General features: G+C 73.4%; 22 protein-coding genes and 2 tRNA genes. 16 read left to right on the plus strand and 8 right to left on the minus strand.

The genetic code is table 11. From position 1 onward, the window contains the following. Positions 1 to 320: 320 nt before the first annotated feature. The 7 genes from I3F54_RS11120 to I3F54_RS11150 all read left to right on the plus strand — a co-directional run bounded on the left by I3F54_RS11120 (position 321) and on the right by I3F54_RS11150 (position 6,733). Positions 321 to 1,283: a phosphatase PAP2 family protein gene (locus tag I3F54_RS11120; RefSeq protein WP_240118522.1), complete on the plus strand. Its 963-nt coding sequence runs from the start codon at positions 321 to 323 to the stop codon at positions 1,281 to 1,283. After that, positions 1,225 to 2,355 (plus strand): hypothetical protein, encoded by a 1,131-nt coding sequence (locus tag I3F54_RS11125; RefSeq protein WP_240118622.1) that lies wholly within the window; start codon positions 1,225 to 1,227, stop codon positions 2,353 to 2,355. Before I3F54_RS11120 ends, I3F54_RS11125 begins: the two co-directional genes overlap by 59 nt. Beyond that, the gene (locus I3F54_RS11130; RefSeq protein WP_240118523.1) at positions 2,346 to 4,028 is read left to right on the plus strand and encodes a hypothetical protein; all 1,683 of its coding nucleotides are present in this window, start codon (positions 2,346 to 2,348) and stop codon (positions 4,026 to 4,028) included. The genes I3F54_RS11125 and I3F54_RS11130 overlap by 10 nt, the downstream gene beginning before the upstream one ends. Then, the gene (locus I3F54_RS11135; protein ID WP_240118524.1) at positions 4,025 to 5,377 is read left to right on the plus strand and encodes an AAA domain-containing protein; all 1,353 of its coding nucleotides are present in this window, start codon (positions 4,025 to 4,027) and stop codon (positions 5,375 to 5,377) included. The genes I3F54_RS11130 and I3F54_RS11135 overlap by 4 nt, the downstream gene beginning before the upstream one ends. A 148-nt stretch (positions 5,378 to 5,525) precedes the next feature. Beyond that, the gene (locus I3F54_RS11140) at positions 5,526 to 5,897 is read left to right on the plus strand and encodes a hypothetical protein (RefSeq protein ID WP_240118525.1); all 372 of its coding nucleotides are present in this window, start codon (positions 5,526 to 5,528) and stop codon (positions 5,895 to 5,897) included. Then, positions 5,842 to 6,669 (plus strand): bifunctional DNA primase/polymerase, encoded by an 828-nt coding sequence (locus tag I3F54_RS11145; protein WP_374205900.1) that lies wholly within the window; start codon positions 5,842 to 5,844, stop codon positions 6,667 to 6,669. Before I3F54_RS11140 ends, I3F54_RS11145 begins: the two co-directional genes overlap by 56 nt. After that, positions 6,660 to 6,733: transfer RNA gene (locus I3F54_RS11150), tRNA-Lys, on the plus strand. The genes I3F54_RS11145 and I3F54_RS11150 overlap by 10 nt, the downstream gene beginning before the upstream one ends. 155 nt (positions 6,734 to 6,888) lie before the next feature. Here the strand turns inward: I3F54_RS11150 and I3F54_RS11155 are convergent. Then, the gene (locus I3F54_RS11155; protein WP_240118526.1) at positions 6,889 to 8,235 is read right to left on the minus strand and encodes a M6 family metalloprotease domain-containing protein; all 1,347 of its coding nucleotides are present in this window, start codon (positions 8,233 to 8,235) and stop codon (positions 6,889 to 6,891) included. A gap of 317 nt (positions 8,236 to 8,552) precedes the next feature. Here I3F54_RS11155 and I3F54_RS11160 point away from each other — a divergent pair, with 317 nt between their 5' ends. Next, positions 8,553 to 10,427 carry an EAL domain-containing protein gene (locus tag I3F54_RS11160; RefSeq protein WP_240118527.1) on the plus strand — a complete coding sequence of 625 codons (1,875 nt, stop codon included), beginning with the start codon at positions 8,553 to 8,555 and terminating at the stop codon, positions 10,425 to 10,427. 75 nt (positions 10,428 to 10,502) lie between these two features. Here the strand turns inward: I3F54_RS11160 and I3F54_RS11165 are convergent, their stop codons facing one another. The 3 genes from I3F54_RS11165 to I3F54_RS11175 form a co-directional block, all read right to left on the minus strand. Continuing rightward, positions 10,503 to 11,606: an LLM class flavin-dependent oxidoreductase gene (locus tag I3F54_RS11165; protein ID WP_240118528.1), complete on the minus strand. Its 1,104-nt coding sequence runs from the start codon at positions 11,604 to 11,606 to the stop codon at positions 10,503 to 10,505. 231 nt (positions 11,607 to 11,837) lie between these two features. Then, the gene (locus tag I3F54_RS11170; RefSeq protein WP_240118529.1) at positions 11,838 to 12,569 is read right to left on the minus strand and encodes an aspartate/glutamate racemase family protein; all 732 of its coding nucleotides are present in this window, start codon (positions 12,567 to 12,569) and stop codon (positions 11,838 to 11,840) included. Continuing rightward, a complete protein-coding gene (locus I3F54_RS11175) occupies positions 12,566 to 13,366 on the minus strand; it encodes a decarboxylase (protein WP_240118530.1) in 801 nt (266 codons plus the stop codon). The genes I3F54_RS11170 and I3F54_RS11175 overlap by 4 nt, the downstream gene beginning before the upstream one ends. 273 nt (positions 13,367 to 13,639) lie before the next feature. Here I3F54_RS11175 and I3F54_RS11180 point away from each other — a divergent pair, with 273 nt between their 5' ends. Both I3F54_RS11180 and I3F54_RS11185 read left to right on the plus strand, forming a co-directional pair. Further along, positions 13,640 to 14,587: a D-2-hydroxyacid dehydrogenase gene (locus I3F54_RS11180; RefSeq protein ID WP_240118531.1), complete on the plus strand. Its 948-nt coding sequence runs from the start codon at positions 13,640 to 13,642 to the stop codon at positions 14,585 to 14,587. A gap of 17 nt (positions 14,588 to 14,604) precedes the next feature. Next, on the plus strand, positions 14,605 to 16,011 hold the full coding sequence (locus I3F54_RS11185; protein WP_240118532.1) for an amidase: 1,407 nt from the start codon (positions 14,605 to 14,607) through the stop codon (positions 16,009 to 16,011). On the opposite strand, the gene I3F54_RS11190 is transcribed toward I3F54_RS11185, so the two are convergent. Continuing rightward, positions 15,992 to 16,486, minus strand: a complete 495-nt coding sequence (locus I3F54_RS11190) for a DUF3830 family protein (protein WP_240118533.1) — start codon at positions 16,484 to 16,486, stop codon at positions 15,992 to 15,994. The genes I3F54_RS11185 and I3F54_RS11190 overlap by 20 nt on opposite strands. A 210-nt stretch (positions 16,487 to 16,696) precedes the next feature. Between I3F54_RS11190 and ehuB the strand changes: the two genes are divergently transcribed. The 6 genes from ehuB (at position 16,697) to I3F54_RS11220 (ending at position 21,054) form a co-directional block, all read left to right on the plus strand. After that, positions 16,697 to 17,599 (plus strand): ectoine/hydroxyectoine ABC transporter substrate-binding protein EhuB, encoded by a 903-nt coding sequence (ehuB, locus tag I3F54_RS11195; RefSeq protein WP_240118534.1) that lies wholly within the window; start codon positions 16,697 to 16,699, stop codon positions 17,597 to 17,599. Between the two features lie 15 nt (positions 17,600 to 17,614). Further along, on the plus strand, positions 17,615 to 18,358 hold the full coding sequence (gene ehuC / locus I3F54_RS11200; RefSeq protein WP_240118535.1) for an ectoine/hydroxyectoine ABC transporter permease subunit EhuC: 744 nt from the start codon (positions 17,615 to 17,617) through the stop codon (positions 18,356 to 18,358). After that, complete coding sequence (gene ehuD, locus I3F54_RS11205) at positions 18,355 to 18,999, plus strand: ectoine/hydroxyectoine ABC transporter permease subunit EhuD (protein WP_240118536.1); 645 nt, start codon at positions 18,355 to 18,357, stop codon at positions 18,997 to 18,999. The genes ehuC and ehuD overlap by 4 nt, the downstream gene beginning before the upstream one ends. Beyond that, a complete protein-coding gene (gene ehuA / locus I3F54_RS11210; protein ID WP_240118537.1) occupies positions 18,989 to 19,816 on the plus strand; it encodes an ectoine/hydroxyectoine ABC transporter ATP-binding protein EhuA in 828 nt (275 codons plus the stop codon). The genes ehuD and ehuA overlap by 11 nt, the downstream gene beginning before the upstream one ends. Positions 19,817 to 20,010: 194 nt before the next feature. Then, positions 20,011 to 20,769 carry an IclR family transcriptional regulator C-terminal domain-containing protein gene (locus I3F54_RS11215; RefSeq protein WP_240118538.1) on the plus strand — a complete coding sequence of 253 codons (759 nt, stop codon included), beginning with the start codon at positions 20,011 to 20,013 and terminating at the stop codon, positions 20,767 to 20,769. 208 nt (positions 20,770 to 20,977) lie between these two features. Then, positions 20,978 to 21,054, plus strand: a tRNA-Lys gene (locus I3F54_RS11220). Between the two features lie 168 nt (positions 21,055 to 21,222). On the opposite strand, the gene I3F54_RS11225 is transcribed toward I3F54_RS11220, so the two are convergent. The 3 genes from I3F54_RS11225 to I3F54_RS11235 all read right to left on the minus strand — a co-directional run bounded on the left by I3F54_RS11225 (position 21,223) and on the right by I3F54_RS11235 (position 24,448). Further along, complete coding sequence (locus I3F54_RS11225; RefSeq protein WP_240118539.1) at positions 21,223 to 21,828, minus strand: lytic polysaccharide monooxygenase; 606 nt, start codon at positions 21,826 to 21,828, stop codon at positions 21,223 to 21,225. A gap of 135 nt (positions 21,829 to 21,963) precedes the next feature. After that, on the minus strand, positions 21,964 to 23,091 hold the full coding sequence (locus I3F54_RS11230; protein WP_240118540.1) for an SPFH domain-containing protein: 1,128 nt from the start codon (positions 23,089 to 23,091) through the stop codon (positions 21,964 to 21,966). 40 nt (positions 23,092 to 23,131) lie between these two features. Further along, positions 23,132 to 24,448: a peptidoglycan-binding protein gene (locus I3F54_RS11235; RefSeq protein WP_240118541.1), complete on the minus strand. Its 1,317-nt coding sequence runs from the start codon at positions 24,446 to 24,448 to the stop codon at positions 23,132 to 23,134. Positions 24,449 to 24,558 lie beyond the last annotated feature (110 nt).

Genomic DNA, 24,558 nt, shown 5'->3' on the forward strand with positions numbered 1-24,558 from the left:
TCCGTGGGAGAGGGAACGAGGGGGCGAGGGGAGACAAGGCGGGACGAGCGGGGAGGCCGTGCGTGCGGCTCGGGGACCGGTGTGCACCTCCCGGGGAGACGCCCGTGCGTGCGGCCGGCCCGCACTCCGCCGACGGCGGCGGCACGGCCCGAAGCGGAACCCCCCTCCATCATCGCGCACTCCCGTCGCGGGCAACCCGGTGGGCGCTCGCGACGTCTATCAGGGCCGGGGGGCGCCCGGTACGGGCGCAGGCCCACGCCGTAGAGTGACCGTCCGCGCCACCGGGTGTAGCAGCGACAAGAAGGGGGAGGGCGAATCGGATGCCGCAGACCGAGCCTCCAGGCATAGAGGCAGCCCCGCGGACCCGGCTGCGATGGTGGACGGAGCTGCCGCTGATACTGCTCGTGTACGCCTGCTACTCCGCCGGCCGGCTCCTGGTGCGCGGCGACGTGTCCTCCGCCGTCGGCCACGGCCTGGACATCCTGCGGATCGAGCAGGCCCTGCACCTCGATGCCGAGCACCCGCTCAACCAGCTGTTCACCCGTCAGGCGTGGCTCGGTGTCCCGGCCGACTTCTGGTACGCGTCGCTGCACTACCTGGTCACGCCCGCGCTGCTGGTCTGGCTCTTCAGGTCGCGTGCCGTGCACTACCGGGCGGCCCGCACCTGGCTGATGACGTCGACCTTCATCGGCCTGATCGGCTTCACCCTGCTGCCGACCTGCCCGCCGCGGCTGCTGCCGGCGGGCCACGGCTTCGTCGACACCATGGCCCAGTACAGCTCGTACGGCTGGTGGGGCGCCCAGGCCAGCGCCCCGCGCGGCCTGGGCGGCATGACCAACCAGTACGCGGCCATGCCGAGTCTGCACGCCGGCTGGGCCCTGTGGTGCGGAGTGATGCTGTGGCGGTACGGCGGCACGCGGACCACGAAGGTGGCAGGGGTCGTCTACCCGCTCGTCACCTCGCTCGTGATAATGGGCACCGCCAACCACTACTTCCTCGACGCGGCGGCGGGCGTGGCCGTGATGGGCGCCGGACTGCTGCTGGCGCCGGTCGTCATGCGCCGCCTGGACAGGGTGTGGTCCTGGATCGGGGCACGCGTCCCGATCGGCGCGGAGGGCTCCGGTGCCGCAGACGCCCCACTTGTCAGTGGCGGATGCCAGACTTCGGCGGGTGAGCGAATTCCACGGCAGCGCGACGCGCGGCTCGGAGCCGGAGCCGAGCCGGGTGCCTCCCCCACGGACAACGTCCCGGCGGGGGAAGGCGCTCCGGCACCGGCTCGCTGAGCTGCGCGGTCCGGACGTACCGGCCAGGGCCCTGGACGCACGCGGCCTCGCCGCGCTGGCCGCGAACCCGGGCTGCAGCAGACGCGCGCTGCTCGACGGCGCCGGGGTGGACAAGGCGGCGCTGGCGAGCGCGCTGGGCGCGCCCTCGGCCTTCGGGCAGTCCCAGTTCGCCCTCACGCGGGGCAACGCCTTCGAGGCGCGGGTGAAGGCGGACGGCGGTGCGGAACTGCTGCGGCTGGTGCGGGAGCGGCTGGACCCGCAGGCGCCGCCGCCGGAGCGGACGTACGCACCCGACCTGACCGCGGCCGGCCCCGAGGGCCGCACGGCGCGGACGGCGCTGGCGCTGCGGGAGGCCGCGGTGGCGGGCGGCTGGACGCTGCTGGACCATCCGATGCTGGCGCTGGACGTCGCCGGCTCCCCCGCGTTCCTGGAGCCGGACGCGGTGGTGGTGCACCCGGACGGCGCCTGGACGGTCGTGGAGATCAAGTCGTTCCCGATGCTGGACGGCTCCGCGGACCCGGCGAAGGTGGGTGCCGCGGCCCGGCAGGCCGCGGTGTACGTGCTCGCGCTGGAGGAGGTCGCCGCCCGGCTCGATCCCGCGCCGGGGATCCACCATCGGATCCTGCTGGTCTGCCCGAAGGACTTCTCCAACCTGCCCGCCGCCTGCGCGGTCGACGTCCGCAAGCAGCGCGCGGTGACCGCCCGGCAGCTGTCCCGCCTCACCCGCGTCGAGGAGATCGCCGACGCGCTCCCCGAAGGCACGTGTTTCTCCCCCGAGCTGCCCGCCGAGCAGCTCACGGCCGCCGTGGAGGCGGTCCCGGCGACCTACGCGCCGGACTGCCTGGCCGCCTGCGAACTGGCCTTCCACTGCCGCGACCGGTCCCGCGGGGCGGGCGCGGTGACGTCGCTGGGCCGCTCGGCGCGGGCCGAGCTGGGCGGCCTGGCCACCGTCGAGGACGTGCTGGCCGCGGCCCGCGGGGAGGCCGGCGACCCGGACGACCCGGCGGTGGCGGCACTGCGCAGGGCGGCGGCGCTGCGGGCGGAGGCACTGGAGGGGGCGGCGTGTCGCTGATCGTCACCCTCGCCCGCCTGGAGGCCGTCGGCTCCGGCCGTGCGCGGCCCACCGCGACCGTGCGGCACCGGCACCTGTCGGACCGTCCGCTGGTCGTCGTTCCGCTGACGACCGCGGGCGAGGCCGGTGCTCCGCTCGGCGCGCTCGTCGGCACCGATCCGGACGCGCCGCGGCTGCTCGTCGTGCCCCAGCCGCGCGACCGCGACCTGAGGTTCGCGCTCCTGTCCGAGCTGGCCGACATCGTCCTGCCGCACATCGAGTCCTGCGCCGACGCCGTGGAGGCGGCCGAGCGGACCGAGACCGATCCGGAGACCGGCAAGCGGGTCAAGGTCGAGGTCGACCTGTGCGCGGACGCCCCGCAGCTGGTCGTGCCGAGCCGCGCGGGCATCGAGTTCGTCCGGCTGCTGGGCCGCTCCATGCGGTTCCGGCGGACGGCGGAGCAGGATCCGCAGTCGCCGTACCCGGCGCCGCCGCGGGTGCCGTTGCTCGGCCGGTGGCTGACCCACTACGGGGAGCGGGCCCGGGTGCCCGGCTCCTCGCTGCTGCTGGCGCTGACCGAGGTGCTGGCCCGGCACTGGGCGACCGGACAGTCCAGCCTGGAGGACCAGCACCTGGGCGCGCTGCTGGCGTGGATCGACCCGCCGCCGGGCATGACGGGCGCCGAGGCCGCCGAGCGGGCCGAGCGGGAACGGGACGCCGCGGGGCAGCTGGTGTGCCCGCCGGCCGGACCGGCCACCGACCCGGCGTTCGACAACAAGCTGCTCGCCCCCGCCATCGAACGCTACGACCGCGCCCGTACCGCCCTGGCCGCGGCGGAGGACGGCCCGGCCGCCGACGAGCGGCTCGGCGTCCTGACCGCGGCCGAGCAGGAGATCCGCGCCCTGGTGGAGCGGGCCACGCTGCCCACCTGGCGGGCGGTGTGGCGCGGTCTGGAGCTGCTGCGGGAGCTCCCGGAGGGCGCGCACGCGGAGGAGCGGTGGACGCGGGACCGCTGGTCGTTCACCGGCCACCGTGACCGCGTGCTGGCGGGCGAGCCGCCGCAGCCGCGCCGCGACGACGCGGTGACGGCCGCGAACAAGCTGGCCTCGCGCGAGCGGGAGCAGGCCAGGCTGGAGGCTCAGGAGGCACTGGACGATCCGCTGGTGATGGCGGGGCGGCGGCTGGCCGGGGAGGCGTTCGCCGGCGAGGTCACGGACGTCGTCATGACCTGGAGCGAGGGCCGGCGGCCCGGTCCGCGCCCGCTGGTGACCGTCCGCACGGACGACCGCCCGCACCTGGCCGGGCGGACGAAGGTGTACCGGTCGCTGGACGGGAAACCGCAGACGGCCGAGTTCGTGGGGCACGCCGGCGGCGAACATGCGGAGGGCGGCGAACACGCGGAGGGCGGCGCACCCGGGGCGGGCGGCGGCGAGGGGCCGGGCGGCTCCGGGGCCGACGACGGTGCGGTCGTGCTGCGGATCGTCGACCGCATGGGCCGCGGCAAGGAACCCGCGGAGGGGTCCGTGCCCGTGAAGGGCGACCGGATCTGCTTCACCCTGTTCGAGCACGAGCAGCGCGGCGGCGCGAAACTGCCCGACCCGGAGGACACCCCGTGGACGCACGGCGGACCGCCGGGCGAACAGGCCGCACGTGCGGAGGCAGCCGACCCGACGACCGAGGAGGACCTTCTTTGACCCTGCCGCAGACCCGTGAGGCCGGCTTCGACCCGGGTGCGGCGGCTGCCCGGGCCACCGACGCCATCCTGCGCGACACGCTGCACGGCCGGCACCGCGGTGTCGTCGTCGACTCGCCGCCCGGTGCCGGCAAGTCCACGCTCGTGGTGCGGGCGGCGCTGGAGCTGGCGGACGCCGGGCGTGCGCTGATGGTGGTCGCGCAGACCAACGCGCAGGTCGACGACCTGGTGCTGCGGCTGGCCGAGAAGAACCCCGAGCTGCCGGTGGGCCGCCTGCACAGCAGCGACGCCGACCCCTACGACAAGGCGCTCGACGGCCTGCCGCAGGTGCGTACGTCGGCGAAGGCGGCGGAGCTGGCCGGCCTGCCCGTGGTCCTGTCCACCGCCGCCAAGTGGGCACATGTCAAGGCGGACGAGCCGTGGCGGCACGCGATCGTCGACGAGGCGTACCAGATGCGCTCGGACAGCCTGCTCGCCGTGGCCGGGCTCTTCGAGCGCGCCCTGTTCGTCGGCGACCCCGGCCAGCTGGACCCGTTCGCGATCGTCGGCAGCGAGCAGTGGGCGGGACTGTCGTACGACCCCTCGGCGTCGGCGGTGACCACTCTGCTCGCCCACAACCCGGAGCTGCCGCAACACCGCCTGCCGGTGTCCTGGCGGCTGCCCGCGTCGGCGGCGCCGCTGGTGTCGGACGCCTTCTACCCCTACACCCCCTTCCGCAGCGGCACCGACCACGGCGACCGCCGTCTGTCGTTCGGCGTGCCGTCGGACGGCTCGGCTCCCGACCGGGTGATCGACGAGGCGGCCGCGTCGGGCTGGGGGCTGCTGGAGCTGCCGCGGCGGCACACCCCGCGCACGGATCCGGAGGCGGTGGGCGCGGTGGCCGCGGTGGTGCGGCGGCTGCTGGAGCGCGGCGGCGCGGCGGCCTCCGAGCGTTCCGCCGGCCCCTCCCCGCTCACCTCCGACCGCATCGCCGTCGGCACCGCCCACCGCGACCAGGCGGCGGCCGTCCGGGCGGCCCTCGCCGAGGTGGGCGCGACCGACGTCACCGTCGACACCGCCAACCGGCTCCAGGGCCGCGAGTACGACGTGACCGTGGTGCTGCATCCCTTGTCCGGCCGCCCCGACGCGACCGCCTTCCATCTGGAGACCGGGCGCCTGTGCGTCCTGGCCTCGCGGCACCGGCACGCGTGCATCGTGGTGTGCCGGGCGGGTGTGGGCGAGCTCCTGGACGACTACCCGTCGACGGAGCCGGTCCAGCTGGGGACGGTCGTGAAGTTCCCCGACGGCTGGGAGGCGAACCACGCCGTGCTGTCGCGCCTCGGGGAACATCGCGTGGCCTGGAGAACTTGAGTCCGCGGGGCCCGGCGGCGGTGTCCGTCCGCCCGGGGTCCCCTTGCGCCGGCGCGGGACAATGGAAGACGGCCCCCGCACAAGGCGCCCGGACCCGCCGGCGGGTCCGGGAACGCACGCACGTACGACCTCACGAGGAGGACATGACATGGCGGAGCCCACGCCGCGTCGCAACGAACCGCGGCTACGCCCCGCGCCCCTGCTCTTCGAGCCCGCGGAGGCGACCTCCGACCCCGAGCACTTCTTCGACCTGGAGTCGATCGCCGACCCGCAGGCGCTGCTGGCCCGGGCGACGGAGCTGACCCAGGCGTTCCGCGCGGCGACCGACCGGGCCATGGAGTTCCAGGCGATCGCCGCGGCACAGCTCGCCGACCCGCGCCGGTTCGACCGGATGACGGCCGCGGACATCGCCGAGCGGGCCGCGTGGACCGAGGACTACGCGAAGAAGATGGTCGAGTTCGGCCGTGACCTGCTGCGCAGCGGCGAGGGCGCGGCGGCGGGCTTCGGCGACCTCACCTGACGCACCCGCCCCGCCCGGACCATCTGGACCGCCTCGACCGACCGCCCGCCGGCCGGCCGGCCGGCGTGTCCGCCCGGCCCGCCGGTTGGCCGCACCCCGCCCGGCTGGCATATGCCAGCCGGGCAAGATACCCCTTGGCGCCCTCCGGCGTCCCGTTTTCCCGCAACTCTGGAGAACCGTTCGTTCACCCCGGGTAGACGTAGGCGACATGAGCAGCACTCGCCATGTCACACACAACGGCGCCGCCTGGCTCGCCTCGGCCGCCGTGTACCCCCGCAGCACCCTCGCGCTCTGGGAGGAGCACCCGGACGTCCCGGTGGTGCTGCCCTGCGGCTCCGTCTTCGACGTCGTCGGCGTGCCCGCCCTGTTCGGGCGCCGCATGCTGGACCGGTTGTGGGACGAGGGGCCGGGTTCCGGCCCGGTGGCGGTGCACCGCGGGCGGATGCTGCTCTTCGCCGCCCCCGGCACCGCCCATCGGCTGCCCGCGCTGCTGGAGTGGGAGGAGTGGGGCGGCGACCGCACGGCGGGCATCCCGCCGCTGCTCTGCCACGGCACCGGCGACGCGGTGACGGTACCGGCGCCGGCCCCCTCCTGCCCGGCGACGGCCGCGAGCCGCTGGCTGGTGGCACCCGACACCCGGCACCCCTGGTTACCCGGCCCCGAGGTCGTGCTGTGGGCGGCCGTCCGGGCGGCCCGTACCGCCGTGCGGATATCGATTTCGCACCCCGCCGACCAGGGTGCTAGTGTCTACGACGTCAGCAGGCGCCGCTAGCTCAGTTGGTTAGAGCAGCTGACTCTTAATCAGCGGGTCCGGGGTTCGAGTCCCTGGCGGCGCACGACAGTCGAAAGGCTCCTCGCCTCAGCGGGGGGCTTTTCGTCTTTTCCCCCGCCCGCCACCCCGGGGCACCGCCTCGACGGCCTTCGCCCGGTCGGCCACCTGCGCCGTGCCACCCGCCGCCCGTGCCACCGCACCGACCCCGCGCCGCCGCGGTCAGGCTCCCGCACCCGCCCCGGACACCCCCGGCGTGATCTGCACGGTCCACGCTCCCGACGGCGTACGCCCCTGTACCTCCACCCGCACGCCCTCCCCCGGGACGGTGAAGCTCTCGCCGAGGGCGACGGGGGCGTCGGCGAGGGGTGGATAGACCGATCCCGCCCAGCAGGCCTCGTCGTGCGGGTGGGCGTCGATCACCTCGACGGGACCACGACCGGACTCGGCCGTACTGCTCACCCGGTAGACGAGGACGCCGGCACGGCAGGCGGCACGGTCGTTGCCGACCGGCCCGCGCGCCTCGAACGCCAGGACGCTGTCGCGGCCGGTGCGGACGACGGCGAGCTTGACGCCGTTGCCGAGGCCGAAGGCGGGCGCGCCCGCGGCGCCGGTGACCGGGGCGCCGGGGCCGGCACCGAGGGGCTCCAGGGTGAGCCGGGTCGGCCGGGTGCCCCGCACACACCTCACCTGCCGCGGCTCCAGCCAGCCCAGCTTCCACTTGTGCCACCCGAAGAGGTCCGGAGCCAGCCCGAACTGACTGCCCATCAGGTCCCAGTCGCCGACGTAGGTGTCCCAGTCACCCTTGCCGTCGACCGGCCGGTGGTAGAGGTCGGGCAGATCGAGGACGTGCCCGGTCTCGTGCGCGAGGACCAGCCGGTCGGGCGGGTGGTGCTCGAAGACCGTCACGATGCGGTGCAGGTCGGTGCCGTCGGCCCGCAGCGGCGCCTCCAGGTTGACGACCTTCGTGGCGTCCGAGTCGACACCGGGTGCGTCCGGGTCGGCGACCAGGTAGACGATGTCGTACCGGGAGAAGTCGACGTGCGGATCGGTGACGGCGAGCGCGTCGCGCAGGTAGGCGCCACGGTCCGCGGCGTTCCAGTCGCGCTGTATGTCATAGGCGGTGGAGGGACGCGGCATCCGGAACCAGCGCCGCAGGGCGTGGGGGTGCAGGGTGAACCTGCCGTAGGAGGCACGGGTGAAGTAGCGGCTGGTGTCGGGGAAGTGGTCGGCGGCCAGTTCGGCGGGGGTGGCCAGGGGCTCGGAGTCCGGGAAGGAGAGGAAGAGCATGACGGCGTCCAGCGGGCGGGTCGGCCGCGGATAGGCGGCGTTCCAGGTGTCGAGCCCCTCGGAGTGGTGGGCTGCGGTGCGCCGCAGGGCGCAGGGCGCCGTGGAGAAGGGTTCGGCGACCGAGGGGCCCGAGATCAGGGAGGTCGCGGCGAGGGCCGCCATGGTGGTGAACACGGCCGCGGTGCTGCGCAGTCGGGGCCGCAGGAGAGCACCGCCGAGCCCCCGGGCGCGCACGGCGGCCGTACGGGCGAGTCCCTTGAGGCGGAGCTGACGCGGCAACGGGACCTCCGGAAGCGATGGACGAGACACCGCCCCCAGCTTGTCCGTGTTTATTGCCGTATTGCCTGTTTATCTGATCCAGACGTGTGAGGGACGCGACACGGGGCCCCACCAGGCCGACACCCCCGAATCACTCACGGAACGTCACGTTCGGTCGAGGGTGGGAACAAGCCGCCCAGGCGCACGCAGAAACGATCTGCTGCAGTGGCCCCGCGATCCTGAACCGTGGACGACGGCTGGAAGGGACTGGCGGCAACCTCTATGATCGGCACACTTTCCTGCGCGGACAACGATCGAGTGGACTGCGGGAGCGAGCGGTGAACGGAACGTCCGAGGGGCCGACGCCCGCGACAGACATCGACGGGTCGACCGTTACGGAGAGTGATGTGATCGACTCCGCCCGTGCCGGATCGCCCACCGCGCGGACCGGATCACCTGCTCTCCGTCCCGAGGCCACGCGCCGCGCCCCCTACCAAACCGCCTTCACCGCCGCACCGCTCGCCATGGCCGTGGTCGACCCCGAGGGCCTGGTCGTGCACGCCAACGACATGCTCGGGGACCTGCTCGGCCGCGCACCGGACGAGTTGGCCGGACGGGCCGCGGCCGACCTGGTGGACCTGGCCTCCGACGCCCGCACCTGGCACACCTACCGCGAGGTGCTGCGCGGCCGCACGGCGATGCTGCGCTGCACGCGCCGCCTGAAGCATCCCGGCGGCCCGGCGGTGTGGGCGCAGGTCACCGTCTCCCCGCTGGCCGGGGACGAGCCCGGCGTCCTGCTGTCGATCGCCGACATCAGCGCCCGCCGCGAACTCCAGGCGAGGCTGCGGCACTTGGAGATGCACGACCCGGTGACCAGGCTGCCCAACCGCGCCCTCTTCTTCGAGCGCCTGTCGGCGGCGCTGGACGCGGAGTCGTACGAACTGGGCGGCACCGGCCGGATCGGCCTGTGCTACCTGGACCTGGACGGCTTCAAGGCCATCAACGACACCCTCGGGCACCGCGAGGGAGACCGCCTGCTCGCGGCGGTCGCCGAGCGGCTGACCCGCTGCGCCGACGACGCCGGGCACAACCGGGTCAGCGCCCCGCTGGTGGCGCGGCTGGGCGGCGACGAGTTCGCGCTCCTCGTGGAGGACTCCACCGGGACGGAGCAGCTCTCGGAGCTCGCCGAAGCGGTCCTGACGGCCCTTCAGGCGCCCTTCGACCTGGCCGGTCAGCGCCTGTCGCTGTCGGCCTCGATCGGTGTCGTCGAACGTCACGCCGCCGGTACGACGGCCACCGGGCTCATGCAGGCGGCCGACACGACGCTGTACTGGGCCAAGGCCGACGGCAAGGCCCGCTGGACCCTGTTCGACCCCGAGCGCAACGCCCACCTGATGACTCGTCAGGCACTGGCGTCCACTCTCCGCCCCGCCATCGAGCGGGGCGAGTTCGTCCTCGACTACCAGCCGCTGGTCGGCATGTCGGACGGGCGGCTGCGCGGCGTGGAGGCCCTGGTGCGCTGGGACCACCCGCGCTTCGGAGTGCTACCGCCGAATCGGTTCATCACACTGGCCGAGGAGGACGGTTCCATCGTGCCGCTGGGCCGCTGGATCCTGGCCGCCGCCTGCCGTCAGGCACGCCGCTGGCAGCACGAGCACCCCGGGGAACCGCCGGTCTTCGTCAGCGTCAACGTCGCCGTCCGCCAGGTCTGGGACTCGGACCTGGTCGCGGACGTGGCCCGGACCCTGGCCGAGACCGGCCTGGCGCCGCACCTCCTCCAGCTGGAGCTGACGGAGTCGGCGGTCATGGGCTCCGCGGGCCGCCCGCTGCGTACGCTCCAGGCCCTCAGCGACATGGGCGTGCGCATCGCCATCGACGACTTCGGGACCGGCTACTCGAACCTGGCCTATCTCAGCCGCCTCCCGGTCGACGTGCTGAAGCTCGACGGCTCCTTCGTGCGCGGATTCCAGTACGACGGCGGCGACGCCGGCCCGAGCCCCGCCGACGAGGTCATCGTCGAGGCGATGATCCAGCTGGCCCACCGCCTCGGCCTCACCGTCACCGCCGAATGCGTGGAGACGGCCGCCCAGGCCGACCGGCTGCGCGGCATCGGCTGCGACACCGGCCAGGGCTGGCTGTACTCCCGTCCGGTGCCGCCGGAGCGCATCTCCGAACTGCTGGGCACGGGGGCCGCCTGCACGCCGGGGAGCTGACCCGGCCCCGATACCCGTGCCGGCGATACCCGTGCCGGGGGCATCGGTGCCGCCACACCCCGACGGGCACCGCCGTCAGTCCGCGGGGAGCCCGTAGGCGTCGGCGACGAGCTGATACGACCTCAGCCGCACGTCCCCGCCGTGCGCGTTGGAGGTGAGCATCAGCTCGTCCGCCCCGGTGCGCTTGTGCAGGTCGTCCAGGCCCGCGCGGACCTCGTCGGCCGTGCCGTGGACGACGTTGGAACTCCAGGACGCGACGAACTCCTCCTCCCGCGGGCTGAACTCGTGCGCCGCGGCCTCCTCCGGTGTCGGCACCAGCCCCGGCCGCCCCATCCGCAGGCGCAGCATGCTCAGCGCGCCGGCCCGCACCTGCCGCCGGGCCTCCCGCTCGTCGTCGGCGGCGAGGGCGGCGACGCCGATGAGGGCGTAGGGCCCGTCGAGCACCGCGGACGGCCGGAAGGACTCCCTGTACAGGTCCAGGGCCGGAATCGTGTTCTGCGCCGAGAAGTGGTGCGCGAAGGCGAACGGCAGCCCCAGCAGGCCGGCCAGCCGTGCACTGAACCCGGACGAACCGAGCAGCCAGATCGGCGGCCGGTGCGGGGACTGCACACCGCCCGGCGAGGTGGCCTGGACGGGACCGGGGACGGCGTGGATGCGCCGGTAGGGGTGCCCGTCCGGGAAGTCGTCGTCGAGGAACCGCGTCAACTCGGCCAGCTGCTCGGGGAAGTCGTCGGCGCCCTCGTCGAGCCGGTCGGCGCGGCGCAGCGCGGCAGCGGTCGCCCCGTCCGTCCCGGGCGCCCGTCCGAGCCCGAGGTCGATCCGTCCCGGCGCCATCGCCTCCAGCGTCCCGAACTGCTCGGCGATCACCAGCGGCGCGTGGTTGGGCAGCATCACGCCGCCGGAGCCGAGCCGGATGCGCTTGGTGCGGGCGGCGAGGTGGGCGAGGATCACCGCCGGGGAGGAGGAGGCCACGCCCGGCATCGAGTGGTGCTCGGCCACCCAGTACCGGTGGAACCCGCGGGACTCGCCCAGCCGGGCGAGGGCGACGCTGGTGCGCAGGGCGTCGGTGGCGGTGCGCCCGGCCCCGACCGTGACCAGGTCCAGCACCGACAGCGGCACGGCGGCGGCCCCCCGCGCCGTCCCACGTATCTCGTCGCCGGTGGTGTCGTCTGCGCCCACGGGGGTGCCTCCTGCGGTGTACGGCGTGCGGTGTCCTCCGGACACCAACAGGAGACGGTCTCCGGTTATTCCGCCGGGGCGGAGGCGTGACGGGAGAAGGAACCGGGACGCATCCCGCGGGGCCGGGGGGCCACGGCGTGCCGGGGCGCGCCGGGTGCGGCATGCCCCGCCCGGCGCGGCGTCCGGGCCCGCCGAGCCGGCTTCGGGGCCGGGCCCGTGGGGTGATTTGCTTCACGCCTGGACCAGCGGCTCCCGTCGGAACAGGACTCCGAGTTCCGGTGCGTTCACCCGGCGGTCCGCCAGCCGCAGCCCCTCCCACACGGTCACCTGGTTCGCCGTGAGCACCGGCTTGCCCAACTCCTTCTCCAGCGCGGGCAGGCACGCGGCGGTGTGCAGCGCGGTGTCCGGCAGCAGCACCGCGTCCGCGTCCTCCCGGTCCGCCGCACGGGCCAACGCCAGAACCCGCTCCTCCCCCCAGGTGGAGACCTCGGCCGCCGTGACGATCCCGGCCCCCCGCACCCCGGCCACGTCCACGCCCGCGGCACGCAGGAAGCCGGCGAACATCCCGGCGATGTCGTCGGGGTAGGTCGCCCCGACGGCGGCCCGGCGCACCCCCAGCTCCCGCACCGCGTGCACGAAGGCGAACGACGTGGAGGAGGCCGGCATCCCGGCCGCCCGCGCCAGGGCACGCACCTGCTCGTGGGCGCCCTCCCAGCCACGGACGAAGCCGCCGCTGGTGCACGCCCACACCACCGACTCGGCCCCGGCCAGCCGCAGCTCCTCCACCCCGGCGGCAAGCCGCTCGGGCGCGCCCATCCGGCGCAGCGCGTCGACCCGGTGCGCGTCCTCGCCGATGTCCGTGTGGACGAGGTCCAGCCGGATGTCGCTGCCCAGGAGCTGCTCGATGCGCGGGTAGTCGTCCTCGGCCGAGTGGCCCGGATAGAGGAACCCGAGTGCTGTCATGTCCACCCTTCCTGCTGCTCGCCGTCCGGCACCTCCGGGACGGCCGGGGGCCATGCCCGCGCGGATTCGTCGAGCAGCGCCTGATACGGCCCCACGGCCCGGGTACCCAGCCGACGCAGCGCCGCCCACATCGTCACCTGGTTGGCCGACAGCACCGGAATGCGTAGTTCGGCCTCCAGTTGGGGGATCACGTCGTACGTCGGCAGGTTGGTGCAGGAGATGAACAGCGCGTCCGGCGCCCCGGCTCCCACCGCCCGCCGCGCCATGTCCGCCACGTCGCGGTACGGGACCTTCCAGATGTGCCGGGTCAGCCCCATGAAGGCGCACCCGGTCACGGTGACGCCCGCGTGCGCCATGTACAGCTCCAGCGCCCGGGTCACCGACTCGGTGTACGGCGTCACCAGCGCCACCCGGACCGCGCCCAGTTCGGCCAGCGCCTCCAACAGCGCCCCGGAGGTGGTGAGGGCCGGCACGACACCCGCCCGCACCATCGCCTCGCACATGCGCTGCTCGCCGGTGATCCCGCCGACGAAGCTGCCGGAGGCGCAGGCGTAGGCGACGACCTCGGGCGTCACCGCGATCAGCGCGCGGACGGCGTCGGTGAGCGTCTCGTGCTCGCTGACCAGCCGGGCCAGGCCGAGACTCACCTCGACCGGGACGTACGGCGTCCGGGTGAGGTGCAGGGAGACGTCGTCGGGCGTCCAGCGCCACAGTTCCCGGTCGAGCGCGAAGTCGAAGGGCGCGACCACACCGACTCCGCGCTGGGGGCGGGGGCCGCCGAGAAAAGTGACATCCATGACGCCCATGGCAGACACCGCCTCGCGGTCGGAGACGACGGGGCAACGGATCGTACAGGCGCCCCTGTTGACGACGGTAGGTTCGGGTGCGAGCGTGGTCAATCCGCGCATGTCAGACAGCAGGTCACCGCCCCGACCCGGGTCGGACCACCCGTTTCCGCACCCGGAACACCCCGCAAGGCTCCCGCACCACCGCCGGAAGCACGCCCGGAGAACGTCCGAGAACGCCCGGAGACCCCGTCCTTGAAGCAGCCTCCGCAGAAACGGCCCTGAATGACTGTCCCGACCCTCCTCGTCCTCGACGCGGACCCCCCACCCCGCCTCGGCCGCCTCACCGGCCGCGCCCGGATCGTGCACACGGACGAGACGGGCCTCGCCGCCCGGCTGCCGGACGCCGACGTGCTGCTGGTGTGGGACTTCACCTCGCACGCGGTGGCCCGGGCCTGGCCCGGCGAAGGCCCGCGCCCGCGCTGGGTGCACACGGCCAGCGCGGGGGTGGACCACCTGATGTGCCCGGCGCTCGCCGCGTCCGACACGGTGGTCACCAACGCGCGCGGTGTCTTCGACCAGCCGATCGCCGAGTACGTCGCCGCGCTGGTGCTGGCCATGGCCAAGGACCTGCCCCGGACCTGGGAGCTCCAGCAGAAGCGGGAGTGGCGGCACCGCGAGAGCATGCGGCTGGCCGGCACGCGCGCGTGCGTGGTCGGTTCCGGGCCGATCGGCCGGGCGATCGCCCGCACCCTGAAGTCGCTCGGTGTGACGGCCGCGATCGTCGGCCGCACCCCGCGCACCGGCATCCACGGCCCGGACGACCTCGACCGGCTGCTGTCCCGCGCCGACTGGGTGATCGCGGCGGCCCCGCTCACGGACGCGACGCGCGGCATGTTCGACCTGCGCCGCTTCGGCGTGATGCAGCCCTCCGCCCGCTTCGTCAACGTCGGCCGGGGCCCCCTGGTCGACGAGGACGCCCTGGCCGAGGCCCTGTCGAAGCGCTGGATCGCGGGCGCCGCGGTGGATGTCCTCACCCATGAACCGCTGGCCCCGAACAGCCCCTTGTGGCAGGTTCCGGGACTGCTCGTCTCCCCGCACATGAGCGGCGACACGGTCGGCTGGCGGGAAGAGCTCGGTGCGCAGTTCGTGGAGTTGTACGAGCGCTGGGCCGCCGGCCGGCCCCTGGTGAACGTGGTCGACAAGAGCCGCGGATACGTCCCCGGCCACTGACGCCCCTGGGAGGATGCATGACGGATCTCACCGAGCTGACCGCCGTACGGCTCGTCGAGGGCTACCGCAAGGGTGAGTTCTCCCCGGTGGAGGCGACCCGGGCGGCCCTGGAGCGGGCCGGGCGGATCCAGCCACGCGTGAACGCGTTCGTGCGGCTCCTCACCGAGGAAGCCCTCGCGCAGGCGCGCGCAGCCGAGGACCGTCTGCGGCGCGGTGAGCCCCTCGGGCCGCTGGACGGCGTGCCCGTCACCGCCAAGGACATGCTGCTGCTGCGCGGCCACCCCACCCTGCGCGGCTCCCGGACCGTCGCCGAGGACGGGAACTGGGCGGAGGACGCCCCGTCCGTGGCGCGGCTGCGCGAGCAGGGCGCGGTGTTCATCGGCAAGACCACGACCCCCGAGTTCGGCTGGAAGGGTGTCACCGACTCGCCGCTCACCGGCGTCACGCGCAACCCCCGCGACCCGTCCCGCACCGCGGGCGGGTCCAGCGGCGGCAGCGCGGCGGCGGTCGCGCTCGGCGCCGCCCCTCTGTCGCTGGGCACGGACGGCGGCGGAAGCGTCCGCATCCCCGCCTCGTTCTGCGGGATCTTCGGGCTGAAGCCGACGTACGGCCGGGTCCCGGTGTATCCGGCGAGTCCCTTCGGCACGCTGTCGCACGTGGGTCCGATGACGCGGGACGCGGCGGACGCGGCACTGCTGCTGGACGTGATCGCCGCGCCGGACGCCCGGGACTGGTCGGCGCTGGGCCCGGTCACCGGCTCCTGGACCGACGCCCTGGCCGAGGGGGTGCACGGGCTGCGCGTGGCCTATTCGCCGTCGCTCGGCGGGCAGGTCGCGGTCCGGCCGGCCGTCGCCGCCGGGGTGCGGCGGGCGGTGGAGCGCCTGGCCGGGCTCGGCGCGTACGTCGAGGAGACCGACCCCGACGTCACCGATCCGGTGGACGCCTTCCACACCCTGTGGTTCAGCGGCGCCGCCCGGCTCACCCACGGCCTCGGGCCGCAACAGCGTGAGTTGCTCGACCCCGGGCTGCGGGAGATCTGCGCCCGCGGCGCCCGGTACAGCGCGCTGGACTATCTCGCGGCGGTCGATGTCCGGATGGACCTGGGCCGCCGGATGGGCCGTTTCCACGAGCGGTACGACCTGCTGCTGACGCCGACGCTGCCGATCACCGCGTTCGAGACGGGCGCGGAGGTGCCGCGGGCGTCGGGGCACCGGCGCTGGACGGGGTGGACACCGTTCACCTACCCGTTCAACCTGACCCAGCAGCCCGCCGCCACGGTCCCGGTCGGGACGGACCCGGGCGGGCTGCCGGTGGGGATGCAGATCGTGGCCGCCCGGCACCGCGACGACCTGGTGCTGCGGGCGGCGCACGCCCTGTACGAGGCGAACGTCGCGTCCTCAGCGCTCACACCCTCCGGAAGTTGAGCGTCTCCCCCGCCGCACCCGTCCGCCACAGGTCGTTGCAGCCCTCGGCCATGGCCTCCAGCCCGTCGACGACCTGCCCCCAGACGATGCCGGGCACCCAGCCGACGTCGCCGTTGAGGAGCAGGTTGTTGCGCTCGTAGAACAGGGCCAGATCCACGACGGTGGTGCCGGCGCGGACCTCGCGGTCGTAGCCGTAGGCTCCGGTGCCCAACTCCGTTCCGGCGAAGGAGAAGTAGCAGAGGTCTCCCGGGATCGGGGTGACCGTGGGGTTCTCCAGCGGGGGCTCCCGCTGCGCGAACGGCGGGAAGAGGGCGTAGATCTCGTTGCGCGCGTACTTGGCGTGGTAGACGTCGCCGTTCAGCGGCAGTGCGTCCCACACCGCGGCACACGTCAGCGGCGCACGTTCGTCGAGCAGTTGTGCGGTGCAGCGGATCCCCCGCCGGGCGAGGGACACCTCCAGATAGCGATCGGCCATGCAGTGCCCCTTCCCCGGCCCGGCCGGTGCGCATACCCGAAGGCGCCGGAACACAAAGAGAAGATCACGTTCCGGACACTGTTGGGTCACATCCGCCGGGCGGACCGCATAGGTCGCCGGGATCGGGCAGGCGCCACCACTGGCCTGCGTGGGCCCGGCAGGTCTGCGCAACGCCGCCCCGGCAACGCTCTCTTTGGAGGTCGAGTGTCCATGTCCGCGTTCCCCCACCTGTCCCGCCGCGGTTTCCTCACCAGAAGCGCGGCCGTCGGCGGTCTGATCGCCGTCCCCGGCCTGATCACCGCCTGCAGCAAGACCGACGACGGCGGCGACGGCGAGGGCTCGAAGCTGGAGCAGCTCAAGAAGCAGGGCTACGTGAAGGTGGCCTACGCCAACGAGGCGCCCTACGGCTACAAGGAGGACGACCAGCTCAAGGGCGAGGCGCCGACCCTGCACCGGGAGATCTTCAAGGCGCTGGGCGTCGGGGAGCTGCGCCCGACGTTCTCGGAGTGGGACGGCCTCATCCCCGGCCTGCAGGCGGGCAAGTACGACGTGATCAGCGCCGGTATGGCGATCATCCCGGACCGCTGTGAGAAGGCGCTGTTCTCCGAGCCGGAGTTCGTCTCGCCGACCGCGATGATGGTGAAGAAGGGCAACCCGAAGAACCTGTCCGACCTGGCGTCGGCGAAGGAGGCCGGGGTCACCGTCGGTGTGATGTCCGGCGCGGTCGAGAAGAGCTACGCCACCGCCGCCGGGATCTCCGGGGGCAACGTCAGGACGCTGCAGAAGCCGCAGGACGGTGCGGACGCGGTCAAGGGCGGCCGGATCGACGTCTTCCTGCTGACCAGCATCTCGCTGAACTGGCTGGCCAGGAACAACAGCGGCCTGGAGGTCACCGAGGCCTTCATCCCGGAGGTCGACGGCAAGAAGCAGTACAGCCCGGGCGGTGCCGTCTTCCGCAAGGGCAGCGGGGACCTGCGGGACGCGTTCAACCGCGAGCTGAAGAAGATCACCTCCGACCCGGACCGCTACGTGCAGCTCATCGGCGAGTACGGCTTCGGCAAGGAGACCATCCCACCGGCGGACCTGAGGACCGCCGCCCTGTGCAAGGGCTGACGAGGACACCTGCCCATGGGTGACTTCTTCTCCTATTTCTTCGACCACATCGCGCAGGTGTGGTCCGGGCTGAGGGTGACGGTCGAGGCCACGGTGCTCGGCGCGGCCGTCGCGCTCGCCCTGTCCTTCGTGTTCGGCTTCATGGCGGTCAGCGGCCCCCTGCCGGTGCGGGGCGTGTCACGGGTGATCGTGGAGTTCTTCCGCGGCACCTCGCTGTACGTCCAGCTGTTCTGGCTGTACTACGCGTTCCCGCTGCTGTTCGGCTACGAGCTGTCGCCGCTGTTCTGCGGAGTCCTGGCGTTCGGCATGAACTACGGCGCGTACGGCTCGGAGGTGGTGCGCGGTGCGCTGAACGCCGTGCCGAAGGCGCAGTGGGAGGCGGCCGTCGCGCTGAACATGACGCCGTGGCAGCGCATGCGCCGGGTGATCCTGCCGCAGGCGTGGGTGCAGATGATCCCGCCGTTCACCAACCTGCTGATCCAGCTGCTGAAGGCGACGCCGCTGCTGTGGCTGATCACGGCGGCCGAACTGACGACGGTGGTGCAGCACTTCAGGGACCGCACCGGTGAGACGACCTGGGCGTACCTGACCCTGCTGGTGATGTACTTCGTGCTCGCCTACGCGCTCACCCTGATGATGAACGCCCTGGAGCGGCACGCCAAGGTCCGGCTCGGCCGGCACCCGGGTGGCGGCGCCTTGCTGCGCTCCCGCAGCGCCGGGGCGGCACGCGAGTCCGAGATGGCGGGGGGTGCGCTGTGAACTACCAGTGGGACTGGGGCGCGGTCAGGGAGTCGCTGCCGTACCTGCTGGACGGGTTCGGGATCACGCTGCTGGCCACGGTCCTCGGCACGCTGGTGGCGGCGGTGCTCGGGCTGGCCGTCGCCGTGCTCGGGCGGGTGCCGGCCCGGCTGGTGACGGTGCCGGTGCGTGCGCTGACCGAGTTCGTGCGGTCCACCCCGCTGCTGGTGCAGCTGGTCGGCGCCTACGCGATCTTCAACTCGATCGAGCCTCTGACCATCGGCATCGCCGTGCTCGGCATCCACTACGCCTCCTACATGTCGGAGGTGTACCGGGCGGGCATCGACGCCGTGCCGAAGGGCCAGTGGGAGGCCTGCCGGGCGCTGTCGATGTCACCGCGCCGGACCTGGCAGGCGGTGATCCTGCCGCAGGCGGTGCGCAACGTACTGCCCGCGCTCGGCAACTACGGCATCGCGATGTTCAAGGAGACCCCGTTCCTGGCCGTGATCACGGTCGTGGAGATGGTCGCCCAGGCCCGGGAGTACGGCGCGAACCACTTCGTGTACGCGGAGACGTTCACCCTCGCGGGCCTGATCTTCCTGGCGGCCAGCTATCCGACCTCGCTGCTGATGAGAAGACTGGAGAGGCGTCTTGGCCACTGACCCCCTGCAGAAGACGACCCCCGCCCCGGCGGACGCGGAGCCGGACCCGCCCGCCGATCTCGTGCGCTTCGACCACGTGGTCAAGCGCTTCGGCGACCACACGGTGCTCGACCGGCTGGACTTCTCCGTCCGGCGCGGTGAGCACGTGACGCTGATCGGGCCGAGCGGTTCGGGCAAGACGACCATCCTGCGGCTGCTGATGACCCTGGAACGGGTCAGCGACGGTGTGATCTGGGTGGACGGGCAGCCGCTGTCGCACATGCCCGGCCCGGACGGCCGGCTCAGGCCGGCCAACGAGAAGCATCTGCGGCAGGTCCGCAAGAAGATCGGCATGGTCTTCCAGCAGTTCAACCTGTTCCCGAACATGAAGGTGCTGCAGAACATCACCGAGGCGCCGGTCAACGTCCTGGGGATCAGCCGCGAGGAGGCGGAGCAGCGGGCGCGTGAGCTCCTTGACCTGGTCGGGCTCGCCGACAAGGTCGACGCGCATCCGTCCCAGCTCTCCGGCGGCCAGCAGCAGCGGGTCGCGATCGCCCGGGCACTCGCCATGCGCCCGGAGATCCTCCTGCTGGACGAGGTGACGTCGGCCCTGGACCCGGAGCTGGTGGCCGGGGTGCTCGACCTGCTCAGGGAGATCGCGCACACCACCGACATCACCATGCTCTGTGTGACCCACGAGATGAACTTCGCACGGGACATCTCCGACCAGGTGATGATGTTCGACTCGGGCAAGGTGATCGAGTCCGGCGCCCCGGACAAGATCTTCGGCGACCCCGACCACGAACGGACCCGGTCGTTCCTGAGCGCCGTCCTGTAATTGCACCGTCCGTCCGGACCGTCACTCCAGGTCGGAATGCGGTTGCATGCCATGGACATATGCCAGAGTGTCAGCGCCGCAGCTGAGAGGGCCGGAATCTCGCCAACACCCCCTCCACGCAGGGCTCTTGCCCGTTATCGTGGAGGGGATCCAGACCGGATCACGGCCAGAAAGCGACCGCTGGGGGGACCACCGTGGCGCTGATGCACGAGCCGACCGCACCGTACCGATCGGCCCAGGACGCCCTGCGCGTCCTGGAGACCGTGGCCCGGCACACCACCGGCGTCACCGACGCCGAACTGGCCCGCGAGACCCAGCTCGGCAGGGAGCGGCTGACCACCCTCCTGCTGATGCTGCGCCGCGAGGGCTACGTCGAACAGATCACCGACGGCGCGTACGTCGCCGGCGGCGCGCTCGCCCGGCTGGGCGCGGCGCAGGGCCGGGAGGAGGCGCTGCGTACGCAGCTCCAGCGCACCCTCCGGCGGCTGCGCGACTCCGTCGGCGCCGCCGTCTACATCAGCCGGTACGTCGACGGCGAGGTCAGGGTGACCCAGTACGCCGACGGCCCGGCCACGCCCGCCGTGCACGAGTGGGTCGAATTCCGCTGCTCCGCCCACGCCACGGCGGTCGGCAAGAGCCTGCTCACCCAGCTCGATCACAACGGCCGCCGCGATCACCTCTCCCGGCACAAGATGGCCCGGCTCACCTCCCGCACGATCACCAGCGACAAGCTGCTGCTGTCCCGGCTGGCCGCGCAGCCGCCGACCGTGCCGGTGCTGGACCTGCAGGAGTACGCGATCGGCACGGTCTGCGCGGCCGTCCCGATCACCGCGGGGTCGTCCGTGGGCTGTCTCGCCCTCTCCCTCCCCGTCGAGCACGCCCACCGGCTCCGGCGGGCCGCCGACACCCTCAACCGGAGCGCGGCACCGGTCCTGCTGTCGTTGGCGATCTAGGGGGTGTTCCGAACGTCCCCCCCCCAGCACCGCGACCGGAAGGGCTTCACTGGCGGATCGCCGGCCACGGCCCGGGCGGTGCCGCGACCGGCGGTCCCGTCGCCGCCCGGGCCCGGTTCCCGGTGGTCGGGAGCACCCCCGGAGACCAGGTAGTATTTTCTTCGTCGCCGGCCACGGAACGAGATGTTCCGAGTCCGGTGGGAGTCATGCGCCGCTAGCTCAGTTGGTTAGAGCAGCTGACTCTTAATCAGCGGGTCCGGGGTTCGAGTCCCTGGCGGCGCACCACGGAGGAGCCCCTCGCACGAGCGAGGGGCTCCTTTGCGTTCCGCCCGCCCCGGAGGGCGCCCCCGTGCGCACCCCTGCGCCCCGCAGCCGGCGGACGCCGGTGCCGGCACGGGGCGCTCCCTGCCGAACGGGGATCGGCGGGGGGCCGCCGGGAGCAGTCGGGCGGGGTCAGAACGTGACGTCGGAGCAGGCGTAGAACGCGTTGCCCGTGTCGGCGATCGTCCAGACGGCCAGGATGACGTGGTGGCCGCTCAGGCCGGACGGCAGCCTGCCGCTGTGGGACAGGGTGGACGGGGGACGCCGACCGCCGTAGGGGACGGTCAGGAACGGGGTGAGGTTGAGGTCCGAGCGGGTGAGGGCGTGGTTCTGGTTCCAGCCCTGCCTGGTGACGTAGTACTTGAAGTCGGTCGTCGCGTGCCGGGCGGTGAACTGCCAGCGGAAGGTGTACGACTGCCCGCCCGTCACCGCGGTCCTCGGCCAGGGGGCACCCGAGGGCGTGACCGGCGAGCTGAGCTGGGCGAACCTGCTCACGCTGCCGTTGCAGATCTGCCCGTCGGCGGGACCCGTGGCCGGGAAGCCCTTGGGGCCCTCGACACTCTGCGGCTCCCACTGGATGTCGCCGCAGCCGGTGACCGTGCCGATGGCACAGAGCTTCTGCCTGCTGACGGGGAGGTCGGTGTAGCCGTGGCCGCTGGCACCGCCGGAGGAGAGGACGAGAGCTCCGGTCGTGGCCAGTCCCACCACGGCGGCGTACCACTTGGTCTTTCTGCGCATGCTGCCGCTCCTGGAGAACGTGGGGAGGTCCTGTGAGCCGTGCACGTAGGTCTAGACCAAGTCGCAGCGTATTGCTGCGAGTTGAACATGTCCATACCAATCACGGGAGCCGCCGCCCGGCCCTCCCCCGCGCCGTCACGGCCCCGCCTCCCCGCGCCCCGCGCAGAACGCCACCGTCAGGTCCTTCACCAGCGCCTTGCGCTCGTAGTCGTCCAGCTCGACCAGTCCGCGCACGGTCAGCCGGGTCACGGTGTCCTCGACCGAGTCGACGACCGAGGTGAGCACGCTCGCCCGGTGCTGGGCGTCCAGCGCGGCGATCCGGCGGCGCTGCATCACCGCGGCGACCTCCGGCGCGTACTCCACCCGCACCGGCTGCACCGAGAAGACCTCCAGCCCGACCGGCGCGACCTCCTCCGCCACCAGCCGGGTCAGCACGTCCGAGGCCCCCTCGGCCGGCGCCCGCCCGGCCCCGGGCGGTTCCACGGCAACCCGCGCCAGCGCCGCCTCGACGCACTCGCGCAGGTACGCCTCGTGGTCGTCCACGCCCAGCACGGCCCGCGCGGTGTCCCGCACCCGCCACACCACCAGCATCACCGCCTTGAGCGCCACCCCGCTGCCGTCGGCCGCGGGCATCGGTTCGCTGCGCCAGTGCCGCAGCCGCACGTCGACACGGCGGCGCAGGAGCAGCGGGTTGACCCACATCAGGCCGGTGCGCCGGACCGTGCCCCGGTAGCGGCCGAACAGGCCGAGCACCCAGGCCCGACCGGTACGGCCCCGCGCCAGCCCGCCGAAGCCGAACAGGCCGGCGGCGCCCGCCCCCGCGTAAGCCGCCCACTGCGCGGGCCCGAGCACCGCGCCCGCGTGGGCCGGCAGCCGCAGCGCCTCCAGCGCCAGGGGCGGCAGCACCCCCGCCCACCACGAGGTCGCCGCGCACCCGGCCGCGCCGCAGACCCCCGCCAGCACCCCCACCGTCCCGGGCAGCACCCGCGCGGGCCGCTCCACCAGCTCCGGGTCGACCTGCGGCACCGGATGCCGGCGCGGCCGCGGGCCGGGGCGGCGCACCCGGGGCTGCTCGCCGGTTCCCTGCCGGCGGCCCACCACGGCGGGCCGCACCGGCACCGGCTCCGGGTCGGGGTCGTCGCGGAAGAGCAGGTGGACGGGGATCTCGGTGGTCGCCTCGTTCTGGATGAGCCGCGCGGGCCGGGGCGCTTGCCCGTCGGCGCTCCCCTCGGGCTCGGGCGACGATGCAGTGGTCGTACTCATAGGTGCCTCCAACCGCTCCGCATGGGTGAGGTCATCGACGTCACGAGAAGAGCCGGCGCCAGGTCTCCGGCCCGGGATAGCCGTCCGCCTCGGTGCCCCGCCAGCCCTGGGCGCGCTGGAAGGCCTCCACGTTGCGGCGGTCCGCCTCGCTCCAGCGCGGACCGGGACCCTTCGTGTAGTGGGTGCCGTATCCCTTCGCCACCAGTTGCCTGCCCAGCTGTGTCACATACGCGTTGTTCGCCCCGAGCCGGAACAGGCCCCGGCCCGGGAACGGCGGGAGAGCGCCCGGCTTGCCCGCGGCCGGTTGCTGCGCCGCCGCGGCCGGGACGCTTCGGCCCTTGCCGGTGACCAGCAGCGACCAGGTGTGCGGCCCGGGATAGCCGTCCGCCTCCGCACCCTTCCAGCCCTGGGCGCGCTGGAAGGCCTCCACGGCGCGGCGGTCGGACTCCGTCCAGCGCGGGCCGGGACCGCTGGAGTAGAAGCGCCCGGCGCCGCGGGCCACCAGCATCCGGCCGAGCAGGGTGACGTACTCGTTGTTCGCCCCGAGCCGGAAGGAGGCCACCCCGGGGAACGGTGTCTGCCCCTCGGGCACCGTCGGCCCCTCGGGCTCCGCGGCTTCCCCGCCCGCCGTGCCGGCCGTGACGCTCTTGTAGCGGTAGGGGACGTACTGGCTCGCGTTGCTCCAGTAGGGGTAGGGGGTGGCCTGCCGGCGGGTGGTGGGGCTGGTCTGCTCGTAGGCGATGTAGTAGCTGTGCGTGTAGTCCGTCCAGCCTCCGAAGATCACCACGTGCGAGCCCTTCGTGGGGTTCGCGGGGTTGTGGAAGAGCAGGATGTCGCCGGGTTCCAGCTCGTCCCGGGAGATCCGGTCCGCGTACTGGGCCAGGCTGCCCGTCCACTCGTTGCCCGGCAGGTTCCAGGCCATGGAGACGAAGCCCGAGCAGTCCTGCCGGTAGCCGTCGGACCAGTACCTGGTCATGCTGTACGGCACCTGGGCCGCGACCCACACCTTGGCCCGGCGGATGATCTCCGCTCGGGTCGTCGCGGGCAGCTTCACGGACTCCGCCGGCGCGTCGGTCCCCCCGCTCGGGCCGTGCAGCGGAGCCGTGCTCCCCTGCGGGGTGTCCGGCTCGTCGCCTGCGGGAAGGCCGGGCAGTCCGGCTCCGTGCGGGACCGCCGCGGCCGGGGCGGCGTGCGCCGCGGCCAGCGCGCCCGAGGTGGCCGCCGCCACGATCAGGGCCGCGCGGTGGGCCGGGGCGCGACCCGCCGGGGAGGACCGAAGCGTCCGCCGGCGCTGAACGCATCCGGGGCAGTCGCAGTCACTCTCGGGGTCGACCTCCTCGAAGACCGGCGTCTCCATGCGATTCCCCTCACACTCCGGGTGGAAATGTCCACGCTTGTGCACATTGATCAGTTTCCCAACTGTCATCCCGGTGCGCATGCTGACGGTCCGAATGATGTACACAAGGC

This window comes from Streptomyces sp. MUM 2J, from assembly GCF_022414535.1.
GTDB lineage: Bacteria > Actinomycetota > Actinomycetes > Streptomycetales > Streptomycetaceae > Streptomyces.

Excerpts from the sequence above, each read along its gene's own strand:
- I3F54_RS11120 (WP_240118522.1), top strand. The coding sequence starts at position 321 with ATGCCGCAGACCGAGCCTCCAGGCATAGAGGCAGCCCCGCGGACCCGG.
- I3F54_RS11140 (WP_240118525.1), top strand. The coding sequence starts at position 5,526 with ATGGCGGAGCCCACGCCGCGTCGCAACGAACCGCGGCTACGCCCCGCG.
- I3F54_RS11170 (WP_240118529.1), bottom strand. The coding sequence starts at position 12,569 with ATGACAGCACTCGGGTTCCTCTATCCGGGCCACTCGGCCGAGGACGAC.
- I3F54_RS11175 (WP_240118530.1), bottom strand. The coding sequence starts at position 13,366 with ATGGATGTCACTTTTCTCGGCGGCCCCCGCCCCCAGCGCGGAGTCGGT.
- I3F54_RS11180 (WP_240118531.1), top strand. The coding sequence starts at position 13,640 with ATGACTGTCCCGACCCTCCTCGTCCTCGACGCGGACCCCCCACCCCGC.
- I3F54_RS11185 (WP_240118532.1), top strand. The coding sequence starts at position 14,605 with ATGACGGATCTCACCGAGCTGACCGCCGTACGGCTCGTCGAGGGCTAC.
- I3F54_RS11190 (WP_240118533.1), bottom strand. The coding sequence starts at position 16,486 with ATGGCCGATCGCTATCTGGAGGTGTCCCTCGCCCGGCGGGGGATCCGC.
- ehuB (WP_240118534.1), top strand. The coding sequence starts at position 16,697 with ATGTCCGCGTTCCCCCACCTGTCCCGCCGCGGTTTCCTCACCAGAAGC.
- ehuC (WP_240118535.1), top strand. The coding sequence starts at position 17,615 with ATGGGTGACTTCTTCTCCTATTTCTTCGACCACATCGCGCAGGTGTGG.
- I3F54_RS11225 (WP_240118539.1), bottom strand. The coding sequence starts at position 21,828 with ATGCGCAGAAAGACCAAGTGGTACGCCGCCGTGGTGGGACTGGCCACG.
- I3F54_RS11230 (WP_240118540.1), bottom strand. The coding sequence starts at position 23,091 with ATGAGTACGACCACTGCATCGTCGCCCGAGCCCGAGGGGAGCGCCGAC.
- I3F54_RS11235 (WP_240118541.1), bottom strand. The coding sequence starts at position 24,448 with ATGGAGACGCCGGTCTTCGAGGAGGTCGACCCCGAGAGTGACTGCGAC.